This is a genomic window from Acidovorax sp. SUPP2825 (assembly GCF_030158995.1).
Classification (GTDB): Bacteria; Pseudomonadota; Gammaproteobacteria; order Burkholderiales; family Burkholderiaceae_C; genus Paracidovorax.
Genome location: NZ_BQXK01000027.1, coordinates 24038 through 38961, shown reverse-complemented (window position 1 = coordinate 38961; position 14924 = coordinate 24038). Strand labels below are relative to the sequence as shown.

14 protein-coding genes are annotated in these 14924 nt (G+C 69.6%); 9 read left to right on the top strand and 5 right to left on the bottom strand.

Features of this window, described 5'->3' with window-relative positions:
* Positions 1 to 333 precede the first annotated feature (333 nt).
* Together AVAK2825_RS22990 and AVAK2825_RS22985 are read right to left on the bottom strand one after the other, a co-directional pair.
* The gene (locus AVAK2825_RS22990) at positions 334 to 1263 is read right to left on the bottom strand and encodes a LysR substrate-binding domain-containing protein (RefSeq protein ID WP_284402743.1); all 930 of its coding nucleotides are present in this window, start codon (positions 1261 to 1263) and stop codon (positions 334 to 336) included.
* 116 nt (positions 1264 to 1379) lie between these two features.
* Positions 1380 to 1838: a thioesterase domain-containing protein gene (locus AVAK2825_RS22985; RefSeq protein WP_284402742.1), complete on the bottom strand. Its 459-nt coding sequence runs from the start codon at positions 1836 to 1838 to the stop codon at positions 1380 to 1382.
* Positions 1839 to 1988: 150 nt separating this feature from the next.
* Between AVAK2825_RS22985 and AVAK2825_RS22980 the strand changes: the two genes are divergently transcribed.
* The 7 genes from AVAK2825_RS22980 to AVAK2825_RS22950 all read left to right on the top strand — a co-directional run bounded on the left by AVAK2825_RS22980 (position 1989) and on the right by AVAK2825_RS22950 (position 10310).
* Entirely contained in the window at positions 1989 to 2993 is a 1005-nt protein-coding gene (locus AVAK2825_RS22980; protein ID WP_284402741.1) for a tripartite tricarboxylate transporter substrate binding protein, read from the top strand.
* Positions 2994 to 3089: 96 nt separating this feature from the next.
* A complete protein-coding gene (locus tag AVAK2825_RS22975) occupies positions 3090 to 4640 on the top strand; it encodes a UxaA family hydrolase (protein WP_284402740.1) in 1551 nt (516 codons plus the stop codon).
* Positions 4641 to 4748: 108 nt separating this feature from the next.
* Complete coding sequence (locus tag AVAK2825_RS22970) at positions 4749 to 6218, top strand: NAD-dependent succinate-semialdehyde dehydrogenase (RefSeq protein WP_284402739.1); 1470 nt, start codon at positions 4749 to 4751, stop codon at positions 6216 to 6218.
* Positions 6219 to 6408: 190 nt separating this feature from the next.
* A complete protein-coding gene (locus tag AVAK2825_RS22965) occupies positions 6409 to 7455 on the top strand; it encodes a Bug family tripartite tricarboxylate transporter substrate binding protein (RefSeq protein WP_284402738.1) in 1047 nt (348 codons plus the stop codon).
* A 100-nt stretch (positions 7456 to 7555) separates the two neighbouring features.
* The gene (locus AVAK2825_RS22960) at positions 7556 to 8566 is read left to right on the top strand and encodes an NAD(P)-dependent oxidoreductase (RefSeq protein WP_284402737.1); all 1011 of its coding nucleotides are present in this window, start codon (positions 7556 to 7558) and stop codon (positions 8564 to 8566) included.
* A gap of 58 nt (positions 8567 to 8624) precedes the next feature.
* Positions 8625 to 9431: a 4-hydroxy-2-oxoheptanedioate aldolase gene (gene hpaI, locus AVAK2825_RS22955; RefSeq protein ID WP_284402736.1), complete on the top strand. Its 807-nt coding sequence runs from the start codon at positions 8625 to 8627 to the stop codon at positions 9429 to 9431.
* Between the two features lie 192 nt (positions 9432 to 9623).
* Entirely contained in the window at positions 9624 to 10310 is a 687-nt protein-coding gene (locus AVAK2825_RS22950; RefSeq protein WP_284402735.1) for an IPTL-CTERM sorting domain-containing protein, read from the top strand.
* Positions 10311 to 10395: 85 nt separating this feature from the next.
* On the opposite strand, the gene pmbA is transcribed toward AVAK2825_RS22950, so the two are convergent.
* Positions 10396 to 11805, bottom strand: coding sequence for a metalloprotease PmbA (pmbA, locus tag AVAK2825_RS22945; protein ID WP_284402734.1), 1410 nt, complete (start codon positions 11803 to 11805; stop codon positions 10396 to 10398).
* 86 nt (positions 11806 to 11891) lie between these two features.
* Between pmbA and yjgA the strand changes: the two genes are divergently transcribed.
* Positions 11892 to 12557 carry a ribosome biogenesis factor YjgA gene (gene yjgA / locus AVAK2825_RS22940; protein ID WP_284402733.1) on the top strand — a complete coding sequence of 222 codons (666 nt, stop codon included), beginning with the start codon at positions 11892 to 11894 and terminating at the stop codon, positions 12555 to 12557.
* Positions 12550 to 13164 (top strand): molybdopterin adenylyltransferase, encoded by a 615-nt coding sequence (gene mog, locus AVAK2825_RS22935; RefSeq protein ID WP_284402732.1) that lies wholly within the window; start codon positions 12550 to 12552, stop codon positions 13162 to 13164. Before yjgA ends, mog begins: the two co-directional genes overlap by 8 nt.
* Before the next feature lie 107 nt (positions 13165 to 13271).
* On the opposite strand, the gene cysE is transcribed toward mog, so the two are convergent.
* Positions 13272 to 14057, bottom strand: coding sequence for a serine O-acetyltransferase (gene cysE, locus AVAK2825_RS22930; protein WP_284402731.1), 786 nt, complete (start codon positions 14055 to 14057; stop codon positions 13272 to 13274).
* 45 nt (positions 14058 to 14102) lie between these two features.
* Positions 14103 to 14897: an RNA methyltransferase gene (locus AVAK2825_RS22925; protein WP_284402730.1), complete on the bottom strand. Its 795-nt coding sequence runs from the start codon at positions 14895 to 14897 to the stop codon at positions 14103 to 14105.
* Positions 14898 to 14924 lie beyond the last annotated feature (27 nt).

Sequence of the window (14924 nt, the reverse complement as noted above, 5' to 3'; positions counted from 1 at the left end):
GGTCAGGTAAGGCGCAGCGAAGCTCCATTCTTCATCGCTGACGTCTGTTGGGTAGGGCTTGCGGGGCATCTGCAAACTCTACCCTTGGCTTCGCTCTCACGGAGCAAAGTTCATAACACGCTCTAGTCCCTCTGGAATGTAAAAGTCCGATAGGACGGCCATCGCAGCTTAACGCAGGCTTTATGAGAAAGACACCATTGACGTTTTGGTCAATCAAGAAACCAACATCAACGTTAAAGAAACGCGGAAATTTGCTACCGTTTTACTACCAAGAGCGGCCTGAGTATCGTCAGAGTTCACGACCTCAGCGCTATCTTGTACTTGAACGCAACTCTAAACTCTCACCACCTCCCTCAAACACCCCACCAACGCCTGCGTCACCGGCGTCCCTTCCACCCCCCGCATCCGGATCAGCCCCACCGGCGGTAACTCGATCTCCACCGGCACCTTCACCACCGCCAGCATTCCCTGCTCCGCGAAATGCCGCGCCACCGTGCGCGCCATGAAGGCCACGGCGCCGCGCTGGTGCAAGAAGGTGATCTGCGACAGGAACGACGCCGACTCCACGATGTCGGCCGGCGGGTGCAGGTCGTGCGCGAAGAACTGCTGCTCCAGCTTCACCCGCAGCGAGGCCCAGGGTGGGGGCAGCACGCAGGGCTGCGCGGCGATGTCGGCCCAGCGGGGCTTGCGCTTCGTGGCCAGGGCATGCCCCGGTCGCACGACGGCGACCATGGGGTCGTCGTAGAGGGCCTCGGTTTCCAGGTCGGGTGATGCGTAGCCCGGCTCCAGGCGACCGACGAACAGGTCCAGCTCGCCCAGGCGCAGCTTTGGCAGCAGGCGCGTCAGGTCGCCCTCTTCGATCAGCACGGTGGTGTGGCGGGACCGAGCCTTGAGCTTTTCCACCGCCTGCGCCAGCAGCACGGGCGTGGCGGCCACCATGGCGCCCACGCTGGTGCGGCCGCGCGCGCCGCTGGCCTCGGCGGCGATCTCGTCGCGGGTGCGGTCGTAGCCGGCCAGCACGGACCGCGCGAAGCGCACCACGCTCGCACCGGCCGCGGTGGGCTCGGTGCCGCGCGTGGAGCGGTCGAACAGCGGCAGGCCGAACATGCGCTCGATCTCGGCCAGGGTCTTGGAGACGGCGGGCTGGGTGACGGAGAGGAAATCCGCCGCGCGGCCCACGTGGCGAAACTGGTCCAGCGCCACGAGCATCTGCAGGTGCCGCAGCTTGAGGTTGGAGCGTAAAACGCGGTCGATCTGGCTCATGGGGCGTGGGCGTGGAAGGTGGTTGAAGGAAAGGACAGGACAGGAAAGGAAGCCGCAGGTGGGCGATGCAGCGCGTGCACCGGGGCACAGGCCGGCACGGGCCGGCCCCGCCCCGGTCAGCGGTGCAGCACGAACTGCCCGGTGAACTGCACCGCATCGTCCTCGCTGCCCTCGGCCCGGACGCGGGTGTGCAGCGCCAGCCGCGCGCGGCCGCGGCGCTGGTACGTGGTGATGAAGGTGCGCCACAAGGCCGGGTCGGGCGCCTCGCAGATCGCCACCGCGGCCCCGCGCACGGGCAGCGGGTAGCGGATGTGGCTCTCCTGGATCACGATGTGCCCCCCCTCGATGCCCGCCTCCCGCAGGCGCAGGTGCAGCCAGCCCCAGCCGGCCAGCACGGCGCCGCAATACAGGCTGCCGCCGAACATGGTGCTTTTGTGGTTGACGTTGGGCTCCAACGGCAAATGCAGGTGCAGCGCGTGGCCCTCCCAGCGCAGCACGGTCAGGCCCATGTCGCGGGTGAGCGGGATGTCGTGGTGCAGCACCTGCTGCAAGGCCTCGGTCGGCTCGGTGGTCATCGGTGCGTCCTTTCAACGAAGGGGAAGGTGCCGTTCGTCTTCATAACCTACAGGCTATGAAGCGAGTCTGCTAATTCATTGGAAAGCAATGATTGTCTGCCCAAGAATCCGGCCTGTGCTTTCCCGATAAAAAACAGACCGGAGACATCGATGAATTCTTCCCGCCCCCTGCAGCGGCGCCAGTTCGTGCTGGGCGCCGCCGGCGCGGCCGCGCTGGCCGCCACGTCCACCCTCCTTCCCTCCCGCGCCCTGGCCAATGGCTATGCCGAGCGCCCGATCACCTTCATCTGCCCCTGGCCGGCCGGCGGCACGGCCGACCAGTCGATGCGCACGCTGTGCACGGTGGCCGGCCGCATCCTGGGCCAGGCGGTGGCGGTGGAAAACCGCGCCGGGGCCTCCGGCATGATCGGCTCGAAGGCCCTGGCCTCCGCCCGGCCGGACGGCTACACGATCGGGCAGATCCCGATCTCGGTCACGCGGTTCTCGCAACTGGGCACCCTGCAGGCCGATCCGCGCAAGGACTTCACCTACCTCGCTCGCACCTCGGGCCAGACCTTCGGCATCGCGGTGCCGGCCGATTCGCGGTTCAAGACGCTGCAGGACTTCGTGCAGCACGCCAAGGCGAACCCCGGCCAGGTAACCTATGCGCACGCGGGGGTGGGCGGTGCCACGCACGTGGGCATGGAAGAATTCGCCAGCGTGGCGGGCATCCGCCTGAACCACGTGCCGTTCAAGGGCGGCGCCGAGGCGCTGCAGGGCGTGCTGGGCGGCCATGTGGATGCGCTGGCCGATTCCAGCTCGTGGGCGCCGCATGTCGAGGCCGGCAAGCTGCGCCTGCTGGCCACCTGGGGCGAGCAGCGCACCGCGCGCTTCAAGGACACGCCCACGCTGCGCGAGCTGGGCTACGACGTGGTGGTGGATGCGCCCAACGGCATCGGTGCGCCCAAGGGGCTGGACCCGGCCATTGCGGCAAAGCTGCGCGAAGCCTTCCGCCAGGCCGTGGCGAGCCCCGAGTTCAAGGCCGTGGCCGACCGGCTCGATGCGCCGCTGCTGTACCTGGACGGCCCCGACTACGAAAAATACGTGAACACGGTCTACGCCAAAGAGACCGTGCTGATCGACAAGCTCAAGCTGCGCGAGCTGATGAAGAGCTGATACCGAGCGAACGGGCGGCGGCATCGCAGCCGCCGCGCCGCCCCACCCCGCGAGAGAGCGCCCCTCCCGAAGCGCCCCCACCCGAAAGCCCCACCGATGAACGCCATTGCGCCGCTCCCCGCCCCCACCGACAGCCCGCTGCTGCACTTGCACCCCAACGACAACGTGCTGGTGGCCAAGTCGGCGCTGGCGATCGGGCAGGCCATTGCCGAACTGGGCGTGCGCACGCGCGCCCAGGTGCCGGCGGGCCACAAGATCGCCGCGCGGCGCATCGCGCAGGGCGAGCAGGTGAAGAAGTACGACACGGTGATCGGCGTGGCCACGCGCGACCTGGAGCCGGGCGACTACGTGCACAGCCACAACATCGAGCTGGTCGATTACTACCGCGACCCGGCCTTCGGCGCGGACGTGCGGCCGGTGGACTATGTGCCGCAAGCCGAGCGCGCCACGTTCCAGGGCTTCGTGCGCGAGGACGGCAGCGTGGGCACGCGCAACTTCATCGGCATCCTGTCGTCGGTGAACTGCTCGGCCACGGTCATCAAGCAGATCGCCGCTCACTTCACGCCCGAGCGGATGAAGACGTTCCCGCACGTCGATGGCGTGGTGGCGTTCGCGCAGACGAGCGGCTGCGGCATGTCGTCGCCCAGCGAGCATTTCGACGTGCTGCGCCGCACGATCGCCGGCTATGCGCGCCACCCCAATCTGGCGGGCGTGCTGATCGTGGGCCTGGGCTGCGAGCGCAACCAGGTCGATGGGCTGGTGGATTCGCAAGGATTGCAGCGCGGGCGCCTGATGCGCACGCTGGTGATGCAGGAGGTGGGCGGCACGCGCGCCACCATCGCCGCAGGCGTGGAGGCGATCAAGGCGATGCTGCCCGCCGCCAACGCCGCGCGGCGCAGCACGGTGAGCGCCAGCCACCTCAAGATCGGGCTGGAGTGCGGCGGCTCGGACGGGTTCTCGGGCATCACGGCCAATCCGGCGCTGGGCGCGGCGATGGACGTGCTGGTGCGCCACGGCGGCACGGCCATCCTGTCGGAAACGCCGGAGATCCACGGCGTGGAGTTCATGCTCACGCGCCGCGCGATCACGCCCGAGGTGGGGCAAAAATTGCTGGACCGCCTGGCCTGGTGGGAGCGCTACGCGGCCGGGCAGAACGCGCAGTTCAACGGCGTGGTGGGCCACGGCAACCAGGCCGGGGGGCTGGCGAACATCTTCGAAAAGTCGCTCGGCTCGGCGATGAAGGGCGGCACCACGCCGCTGCGCGCGGTGTACGAATACGCCGAGCGCATCGACGAGAGCGGCTTCGTCTTCATGGATTCGCCGGGCTACGACCCGGTGGCGGCCACGGGGCAGATCGCCAGCGGCGCGCAGCTGATCTGCTTTACCACCGGGCGCGGCTCGATGTTCGGCAGCAAGCCGGCGCCGACGATCAAGCTGGCCAGCAACACGGCCATGTACCAGCGGCTGGAGGAAGACATGGACATCAACTGCGGCGTGATCCTGGACGGCGAACTGACGGTGCCCGAGATGGGCCAGCGCATCTTCGAGCAGATCCTGCGGCACGCAAGCGGCGGCGCCACCAAGAGCGAGCTGCTGGGCCTGGGCGACCACGAGTTCGTGCCGTGGCACCTGGGCATCGTGAGCTGATCCTGTCTGAACCGGGCCAGGCACCATCACTACAAAATTGATAGCACGATGCCCTAGTGTCATTTGCACTGGAGCCCGATTTCATTCCAACCCCCTTCCTTCCCTGCCATGCCCCTGACCCTCCACCGCCCCGACCTGATCCGCAGCGCCAACTTCATCGCGGGGCACTGGCACCCCGGCCCCGGCGCGCTGCTGCCCGTGACCGACCCCGCCACCGGCACCGTGATCACCGAGGTGCCCGACTCCGGCGCCCCCGAGGCCCGGGCCGCGCTGGAAGCCGCCCATGCCGCCTTCCCCGCCTGGCGCCAGGTGCCCGCCAAGCAGCGCGCGGCCATCATCAAGCGCTGGAACGATCTGGTGCTGGCCCACCAGGACGACCTGGGCGCCCTGATCTCCCTGGAGCAGGGCAAGCCCCTGGCCGAAGGCAAGGGCGAGGTGGCCTATGCCGCCAGCTACATCGAATGGTTCGGCGAACAGGCCACGCGCATGAACGGCGAGGTCATCCCCGCCCCCGTGCCCGGCCGGCGCATGTTCGCCCTGAAGGAACCCGTGGGCGTGGTGGCCGCCATCACGCCGTGGAACTTTCCCGCCGCGATGATCGCCCGCAAGATCGCCCCGGCCCTGGCCGCCGGCTGCACCGTGGTCTGCAAGCCGGCCGAGGACACGCCCCTCACGTCGCTCGCCCTGGTGCTGCTGGCGCACGAGGCCGGGGTGCCGCCGGGGGTGTTGAACATCGTCACCGCCTCGCGCGAGAAGACGCCCGAGGTGGTGGATGTGTGGCTCGATAACCCGCGCGTGCGCAAGATCACCTTCACCGGCTCCACCCCGGTGGGCAAACATCTGGCGCGCCGCAGCGCCGACACGCTCAAGAAGCTGTCGCTGGAGCTGGGCGGCAACGCCCCCTTCATCGTGTTCGAGGACGCCGACGTGGACGCCGCCGTGGACGGTTTCATGGCCGCCAAGTTCAGAAACGGCGGCCAGACCTGCGTGTGCCCCAACCGGGTGTTCGTGCACACGAAGGTGCATGCCGAGTTCGCGCAGAAGCTCACCGCCCGCGTGGCGGCCTTGAAGGTGGGGCCGGCGAGCGACCCCGCCTCGCAGATCGGGCCGATGATCAACGCCCGGGCGGTGGAGAAGATCGAGCGGCACGTGCAGGATGCAGTCGCCAAGGGCGCCAGGGTGCTCACGGGTGGACAACGCCTGACCGACCTGGGCGCGACCTACTACGCCCCCACGGTGCTGGAGAACGCCGATGCGACCATGGCCTGCGCCTGCGAGGAGACGTTCGGCCCGGTGGCGCCGCTCACGCGCTTTGACAATGAAGAAGAAGTGATCGCCGCGGCCAACGACACGCCGTTCGGCCTGGCGGCGTACTTCTACAGCCAGGACGTGCGCCGCATCTGGCGCGTGGCGGAGGCCCTGGAGACGGGGATCGTGGGCATCAACGAAGGGGCGCTGGCAGCGGAGGCGGCGCCGTTCGGGGGCGTGAAGGAGTCGGGCTACGGGCGCGAGGGATCGACGCACGGGTTGGAAGATTACCTGCACACGAAGTATGTGTGCCAGGGGGGGCTGGGCTGAGGGGCACACGGCCCACACCAGCACACCGACCGCACGAAGCGCCCTCCACCCAACCGCCTGTCACCGCCACGCAAGCCCCCACCACGGAAGCCCCTCATGCATTGATCGATTTCCCCACCGGCACGGCGCGACATGGGCGCGGTGCCGGTTTTTTCGTCCAAGTAAAAACCACACACCAGGAGACAACACCATGGTTCCCATCGCTTCCCGTGCCCATGCACACCCCGGCGCACTCACCCGCACCCGCACCACCACCGGCCGCCGAGCGCTCGTCGTATCGGCCGCGCTCGCCCTGTGCGGGCTGGCCGCGCCGCTCGCCGCCGTCCACGCGGCCGACGCCTATCCGACCAAGCCCGTCACGCTGCTGGTGCCCTACCCGGCCGGCGGCGCCAACGATGCCGTGGCGCGGCTCGTGGGGCAGAAGCTGGGCGATGCGCTCAAGCAGCCCATGGTGATCGACAACCGGCCGGGCGCCGGCACGACCATCGGCACCACGGTGGCCGCCAAGGCCGCACCGGACGGCTACACGCTGGTGCTGGGCTCGCTGGCCAGCCACGCGGTGAGCCCGCACCTGTATGCCAAGCCCGGCTACGACGCGGTGGCCGACTTCACGCCCATCGGGCTGATCGGCGTGGTGCCGATGGTGCTGGTGGTGGCGCAGGATTCGCCGTACACCAGCGTGCGCGCGCTGGTGGAGGCCGCGCGCAAGCAGCCGGGGGCGCTCAACTACGGCTCGTCGGGCAACGGCTCACCGCTGCACCTGGCGGCGGAACTCTTCAAGCAGGCCGCGCAGGTGCAGATCAACCACGTGCCCTACAAGGGCGGCAACGCCCACACCATGGACCTGATGGGCGGGCGGCTGGACATGATCCTGGACACGCTCACCAGCGCCTCGCCGCTCATCAAGGGCGGCAAGGTGCGGGCGCTCGCCGTGGCCGCGCCCGCGCGCCTGCCCGAACTGCCGGACGTGCCCACCTTCGCCGAGGCGGGCTACCCCGGCTTCGAGGTCAACGCCTGGTATGCCCTGTACGCCCCCGCCAAAACCAGCAAGGACGTGGTGGCCACCCTGAACACCGCGCTGAACGCCGTGCTGCGCCAGCCCGAGGTGCTGGAACGCATGGCCGCGCTGGGCGTGCGCCCGCAGCCGGGCACGCCGCAGGCCCTGGCCCGCTTCACGCAGGACGAGCTGGGCCGCTACGGCAAGGTGATCCAGGCCAACGGCATCCGCATCGACTGACAGGGCACACACGGGGCGGGCGTGGCCCGGCCCGCCCTGCGTTGCGCCTGCTCAGCTCGCCGACCCCATTTCCCCATTTGCCCCATTGCACGCACGCGCCATGAACGTTTCCACGACGCCCGATCCGGCCCCATCCTCCCTGGCACCTTCCACCGCCCCGTTCGATGTCCTCGTCACCGCCGCGCACTGGCCCGAGGCCGCGCAGGACCTGGTGCGCCGCAGCGGTGGCCGCGTGCATTGCATGGCCGAGCCCATCACCGAGGACACGCTGGCCGAACGGCTGGCCGCCACGGGCGCGCAGGCCATCGTGCTGCGCGGCTCCAAGCCCATCACCGAGCGCGTGATGGCCGCCGCGCCCGCGCTGCGCATCGTGGCCAAGAACGGCGCCGGGGTGGACAGCGTGGACCGGGCAGCGGCACAGCGGCGCCACGTGGCGGTGGCCGTGGCCCTGGGCGCCAATGCCGATGCGGTGGCCGAGCACGCGCTGGCGCTGATGCTCGCGCTCACGCGCCAGTTGCCCGAGCTGGACCGGCGCGTGCGCGCGGGCGGCTGGGCCGACAGCCAGTGGCAGGGCCGGGATTTCCGGGGCAGCACGGTGGGCATCGTGGGCTACGGCAGCATCGGCCGCGCCACCGCGCGGCTGGCCGCCGCGCTGGGCGCACAGGTGCTGGTGCTGCGCCCGGCGGGCCAGGCCGACGGCTTTGCCACCGAGCCGGACCTGCACGCCTTCCTGGCGCGCGTGGACATCCTGAGCCTGCACTGCCCCTTGACCGACCGCACGCGCGGCCTGATCGGAGCGCGCGAGCTGGACTGCCTGCGGCCCGGCAGCATTCTCGTCAACACCGCGCGCGGCCCGGTGGTGGAGGAAGCGGCCCTGCTGTCGGCGCTGCGCAGCGGCCACCTCGCCGGCGCGGGGCTGGACACCTTCGACACCGAGCCCCTGCCCGTGGACCACCCGCTCAACGCCCTGCCCCAGGTGCTGCTGACGCCCCACGTCGCCGGCGTGACGCGCGATGCCGCGCTGCGCGTGGCCACCGCCACGGCGCGCAACATCGTGGACCACCTGCAGGGCCGGCCGCTGCCGCCGGGCCACCTGCTGGCCGGAGGCTGAGCCCGGCCGGCTACCCTTCGCTCTCCTTACCCCCTTCGCTTCACGCCCCACCCGCACCATGCCCGCACACAACCCCTTCAAATCCGCCCTCGCCGCCCGCCGGCCCCAGATCGGCCTGTGGCTGTCGATGGCCGACCCGTACCTGGCCGAGGCCGCGGCCACCACCGGCTACGACTGGCTGCTGATCGATGGCGAGCACGCACCCAACGACGTGCGCAGCACCCTCGCCACGCTGCAGGCCGTGGCCGCGCAGCCCGCCCAGCCGGTGGTGCGCGTGGTGGAAGGCAGCGCATCGCTCATCAAGCAGATGCTGGACATCGGCGCGCGCACCCTGCTCGTGCCCATGGTGGACACGGCCGAGCAGGCCCGCGCGATTGCCGCCGCCACGCAGTACCCGCCGCACGGCACGCGCGGCGTGGGCAGCGCCGTGGCCCGCGTGTCGCAATGGAACAGCCGCGCGGACTACCTGCAGGTGGCCGACGACGAGGTCTGCCTGCTGGTGCAGGCCGAAACGGTGACGGCGCTGCAGAACCTGCCCGCCATCTGCGCGGTGGACGGCGTGCACGGCGTCTTCATCGGCCCGGCCGACCTGGCCGCGTCCATGGGCCACCGCGGCAACCCCGGCCACCCCGACGTGCAGGCCGCCATCGAAGGCGCCATGCGGACCATCATCGCCAGCGGCAAGGCCGCCGGCACGCTCACGTCCGATCCGGTGCTGGCGCAGCGCTACCTGGACCTGGGCTGCACCTTCGTGGCAGTGGGGGTGGACGTGCTGATGTTCGTGGGCGCGGCACGCAAGCTGCGCGCGCAGTTCGGCGGGCCGGCGGTGGCGGCGGTGCCGCCCCAGGCGGGTGCCGCGTATTGAGCGGTCCCACCGGCTGCGTGGAGCGCGCGGGCGGCCTTCCGGGGAAACGGGGGGCCATCGGTGCCACCACCCTGGCTCGCCGCGTCAGGGCGGTGGCTTTCGAAATTGGCACCAATGCAACAGTTACAGAATCGTTTGCGGTTCCGCATTAAACTTTCGGCCGGTAACAATTACTAACCCTTGGAGGCGGTTATGAGAAAAATCCTATTGGGCACTGCGTTCGCCCTGGCGGCCGGCACATCGTTCGGTGCCACGGTCAACATCAACAGCACCGGCAACTACGCCAGCCTGCAGAACTACACGAACTGCACCACGACGCCCGCGAGCCTGTGCGCCAACTTCCTGACCACGAACAACGTCACCGGCACGTTCACGACGGCCGGCAACCTGCCGGCCAACGCCAGCAACCTGGAGATCGGCTCGACCGTCACCTCCTACAGCTTTTCCACCGGGCTCGATACCGTCGCCTCGACCGATGCCAATGCGCGCCTGAACACGCTGCGCATCTCCACCGACGCCTCCGGCAACATCACGAACGTGAATCTGATGCAGGCCGTGCTGTGGCTGACGGGCACGGCGCCCCACACCACGGCGGACCGTTTCACGGCCGCAGTGATCGCCGGCAACGCAGGCACCGCCACCCACAATTCCGGCTGCCAGACCGTGGGCACGGGCAACAGCGGGGTCACCAACACCTGCCTCGTCTCCACCGTGACCGACACCTCCCGCAGCACGGCCAACGCCTCGCCCGTGAGCTTCTCCATGGCGGCCGCCGCGGTGACGGCATCGCCCATTCCCACGGTGTCCGAATGGGGCCTGATCCTGATGGCCTCGCTGCTCGGCATGTTCGGCATCGCCCGCCTGCGCCGCCAGCGCTGATCGGTTTTCGCTCAGCCCAACAAAAAACCCGCCGCTGGCGGGTTTTTTGTTGGGGCAGGTGCTTTCGGCACCGCTGCGTGTTGCATCAGCTGCCCGCCACCTTCATGCGGTTCACGAGGATCGAGCCCACGGTCTTGGCGCCGTAGTTGTAGGCATCGGCGCCCACGGCTTCGATGCCTTTCAGCATGTCCTTCAGGTTGCCGGCGATGGTGATCTCGTGCACCGGGTAGGCGATCTGGCCGTTCTCCACCCAGAAGCCGCTGGCGCCGCGCGAGTAGTCGCCCGTCACGTAGTTGACGCCCTGCCCCATCAGCTCAATCACGAACAGGCCGGTGCCCAGCTTTTTCAGCATGGCGTCGAGGTCGTCGCCCGCGCGGGTGCGACGCGAGGTGAGCGTGAGGTTGTGCGAGCCGCCCGAGTTGCCGGTGGTCTTCATGCCCAGCTTGCGCGCCGAGTAGCTCGAGAGGAAGTAGCCCTCCACGCGGCCGGCGTCCACCACCTTGCGGGGCGCCACGCGCACGCCTTCATCGTCGAAGGGCGAGCTGCCCTTGCCGCGAAGAATGAACGGGTCTTCCAGGATGTCGATGTGCTTGGGCAGCACCGGCTTGCCCAGCGAGTCGAGCAAGAAGGTGCTCTTGCGGTACAGCGCGCCGCCGCTCACGGCCTGCACGAAGCCGCCCAGCAGGCCGGCCGCCAGGGGCGACTCGAACAGCACGGGGCACTGCGTGGTGGGGATCTTGCGGCTGCCCAGGCGGCTCAGGGCGCGCTCGGCGGCGTAGCGGCCCACCTGGGCGGGCGCGGCCAGCTCGCGCGCATCGCGCATGGAGCTGTACCAGGCATCGCGCTGCATGTCGGCATTCTTGCCGGGCAGCGCGGCGATGGGCGCCACCGACAGGCTGTGGCGCGAGCTGGCATAGCCGCCGCGAAAGCCACGCGTGTGGGCGCTGAAGAAGTGGCTCTGCTGGGCCGACACGCCCGCGCCTTCGCTGTTGGTGATGCGGCGGCTGGTCTGCAGCGCGGCGGCCTCGCATTCCATGGCGATGCGCGCGGCCTCCTCGCTGGTGATGGCCCAGGGGTGGAACAGCTCCAGCTCGCGGTGCGAGTCCTCGGGAGCGATGTCGGCCTCGTCCGGCAGGCCGGCCACCGGGTCTTCCGCGGTGAAGCGGGCGATGTCGTAGGCGGCCTGCACGGTCTGCTCGATGGCGGCGCTGGAAAAGTCCGAGGTGCTGGCGTTGCCGCGCCGGTGGCCGATGTAGACCGTCACGCCCAGCGACTTGTCGCGGTTGCGCTCGACGTTCTCCAGCTCGCCCTTGCGCACGCTGACCGACAGGCCGCAGCCCTCGGAGGCCTCGGCGCCGGCGTCGGTGGCGCCCAGCTTCTTGGCGTGCGCCAGGGCTCGGTCCACGAGGTCTTCGAAAAACGGGCGGGTGTAGCTGAAACCGCTGTCGGGTGTCTTCGGGGCGGCGCCGGCGGCGCGTGGGCTGGGTGTATTCATATCGGCGGCTATGATACTTGCCGCCTTCGGCGCCAAGGTGCCGAAGCCTGTATGGGCACACGCGTGCCCCTCCCATTGCCCCCACCATGTCACGCAAACCCAAAAAAGGCTACTACGTGCGAGGCCAGTTCGTTGCCGAAGGCAGCGAGCTGGACATCGAACTGAAAGCCGAGCTCAAAGGCACGCACGAAGCGAGCCGGACCGACCTGAAGCGCGAGAGCGATGCGCTGCAGAAGCTCGGCGAAGACCTGCTCACGCTGCGCGCCGACCTGATGGAACGCCTGCAGCTGCCCGAGAAGCTGCGCGACGCGCTGGCCGAGGCCAGGCGCATCACCAACTTCGAGGGCAAGCGCCGCCAGATGCAGTACGTCGGCAAGATCATGCGCCAGCTCGATCCCGCCGCCGTGGCCGCCGCCCAGGCCGCGCTGGACGAGCAGCACAACGGCTCGGCCGCCGAAAAGCTCGCGCTGCACGCCTCCGAGCGCTGGCGCGACCGGCTGATCGCCGACGACGCCGCGCTGCCCGACTGGCTGGAGCGCTTTCCGCGCACCGACACGCAGCAGATCCGCGCGCTGATCCGCCAGGCGCGCAAGGATGCGCAGCCCGAGGGCAAGGTCGCGAACGTGCAGGTGTCCGAGGGCCTGGCCCCGCGCAAGGGCCGCGCCTACCGCGAGCTGTTCCAGCTCGTGCGCGAACAGATGGAAGACGCGGCCACCCACGCCCGCCACGAAGAGACCGGCCGCGATGCCTGAGGCCGTGGCACCTGCCGCGACCGGCGGCTTCGAGCCGGTGCGCATCGGCATCGTCTCCGTCAGCGACCGGGCCAGCACCGGCGTCTACGAGGACAAGGGCCTGCCCGCACTGCAGGACTGGCTGGCCCGCGCGCTACACAACCCCATCGCCTTCGAGCCCCGGCTGATCCCCGACGACCAGGCCACCATCAGCGCCACGCTGATCGAGCTGGCCGACACCGCCGGCTGCAGCCTCGTGCTGACCACGGGCGGCACGGGCCCCGCCCTGCGCGACGTGACGCCCGAGGCCACGCTGGCCGTGGCCCACAAGGAGATGCCGGGCTTCGGCGAGCAGATGCGCCAGATCGGCCTGCGCTTCGTGCCCACGGCCATCCTCTCGCGCCAGGTGGCGGTGGTGCGCGGCAGCACGCTCATCATCAACCTGCCCGGCCAGCCCAAGGCGATTGCGGAAACGCTGGAAGGCCTGCGGGGCGAGGACGGCAGCCCGGTGGTGCCGGGCATCTTCGCCGCGGTGCCCTACTGCATCGATTTGATCGGCGGGCCGTACCTGGAAACGCACGACGCGGTGTGCAAGGCGTTCCGGCCGAAATCGGCCGTGCGGCGCTGATGCTATATTTTTTATAGCGCAACGCCTTAGTACTTATTGCGCCGGAGGCCTTTTTGGCTTGAACATCGAAGCCGGGGCCGCCACCGGCCACCAGCCAAGGCGCCGGGTCACTTCCCCACCAACTCGTTGAGCTTGTCCGCCTGAAACTGCTCCTCGCGCGCCGCGTCGCAGGGCACGCAGTCCTTGGCCGGGGCCTGCGGGTTGGCCGAAAGCTTTTCGATGGCCTGCCACAGCAGCGCGATCTGGTGCTCCTGCGAGGAGGCGTTGTCGATCAGGCCGCGCATGGCCTGCGAAAGCGGGTCGTCTTCCTGCGTGATGCCGTAGGCAGTGAACGGGCGCGCGGCCTGCGGCTCGGTCACGTCGGCGCTCTGGCCGGCCTTGGAGGGGATGATGCGGGCCGGGATGCCCACGGCCGTGGCGCCTGGCGGCACGGGCTTGATGACCACCGCGTTGCTGCCGATCTTGGCGCCGTCGCCCACCTCGAAGCCGCCCAGCACCTTGGCGCCGGCGCTCACCACCACGTCCTTGCCCAGCGTGGGGTGGCGCTTGGCGCCCTTGTAGAGCGAGGTGCCGCCCAGGGTCACGCCCTGGTAGATGGTGCAGCCGTCGCCGATTTCGGCGGTTTCGCCGACCACCACGCCCATGGCATGGTCGAAGAAGACGCGCTCGCCGATCCTGGCGCCCGGGTGGATCTCGATGCCGGTCATCCAGCGCGCGAAATGCGAAATGAAGCGCCCCAGCCATGGCAGGCCGTGGCGCCAGCACCAGTGCGCCGGACGGTGCAGCCAGATCGCATGCAGGCCGGGGTAGCAGGTGACCACCTCCCAGGTGCTGCGCGCGGCGGGGTCGCGGTCGAGGATGCACTGGACGTCGGAGCGCAGGCGGGCAAACATGGGGTGGTGGGGCGTGGGGGCGCAGCGGAAAAAGAGCCGCCGAGTCTAGCGCTTTGCCTGCGCGGCGCCGGTCATGGCTTTGGCGACACCGCGCAGGATGTGGATTTCCTCGGGCGTGAGTTGCGCGCGGTTGAACAGCTGGTTCAGGCGCGGCATGAGCTTCTTGGGCGCGGCGGGGTCGAGAAAACCGATGTCCACCAGCGCGCGCTCCCAGTGCGCCAGCATGCCGGCCACCTGCGCGGCGTCGGCCCGCTCGGTGGCGGGTGCTGCGGCCGCCGCGCCGTCGGCGGCGGGGAAACCGCCGAGCGCCAGGCGCCATTCGTAGGCGACGACCTGGATGGCTGCCCCCAGGTTGAGCGAGCCGAACGTGGGGTTGGTGGGAATCGACAGCGCCACGTGGCAACGGTACACGTCGTCGTTGGCCATGCCGAAGCGCTCGCTGCCGAACAGGAAGGCCACGCCGGCCTCCGCAGTGGGAGTGGGAGCCAAATCGGGCTCCAGCACATGTTCTTCTAGGGCATGTTGCTCACTTTTCAATAGCAACTCGAAATGCTCACGCGGCGAGCGCGTCGGCGGGCCGAAGTCGCGCGGGGTCATGGCGGTGGCGCACAGGTGGCTCATGCCGTCCAGGGCCTCGTCCAGCGTGGCGACGATGCGCGCGTTCTCCAGCACGTCCAAGGCGCCGCTGGCGCGCTGGATGGTTTCCTCGCGGCGCAGCACGTTGGCCCAGCGCGGGGCGACGAGCACCAGGTCGCCGAAGCCCATGGTCTTCATGGCGCGGGCGGCGGCGCCGACGTTGCCGGCATGGCTGGTGTGGAGGAGGATGAAACGGGTCTTCATGGCGCGCGGTCGGTGAAAAAAGGCAGT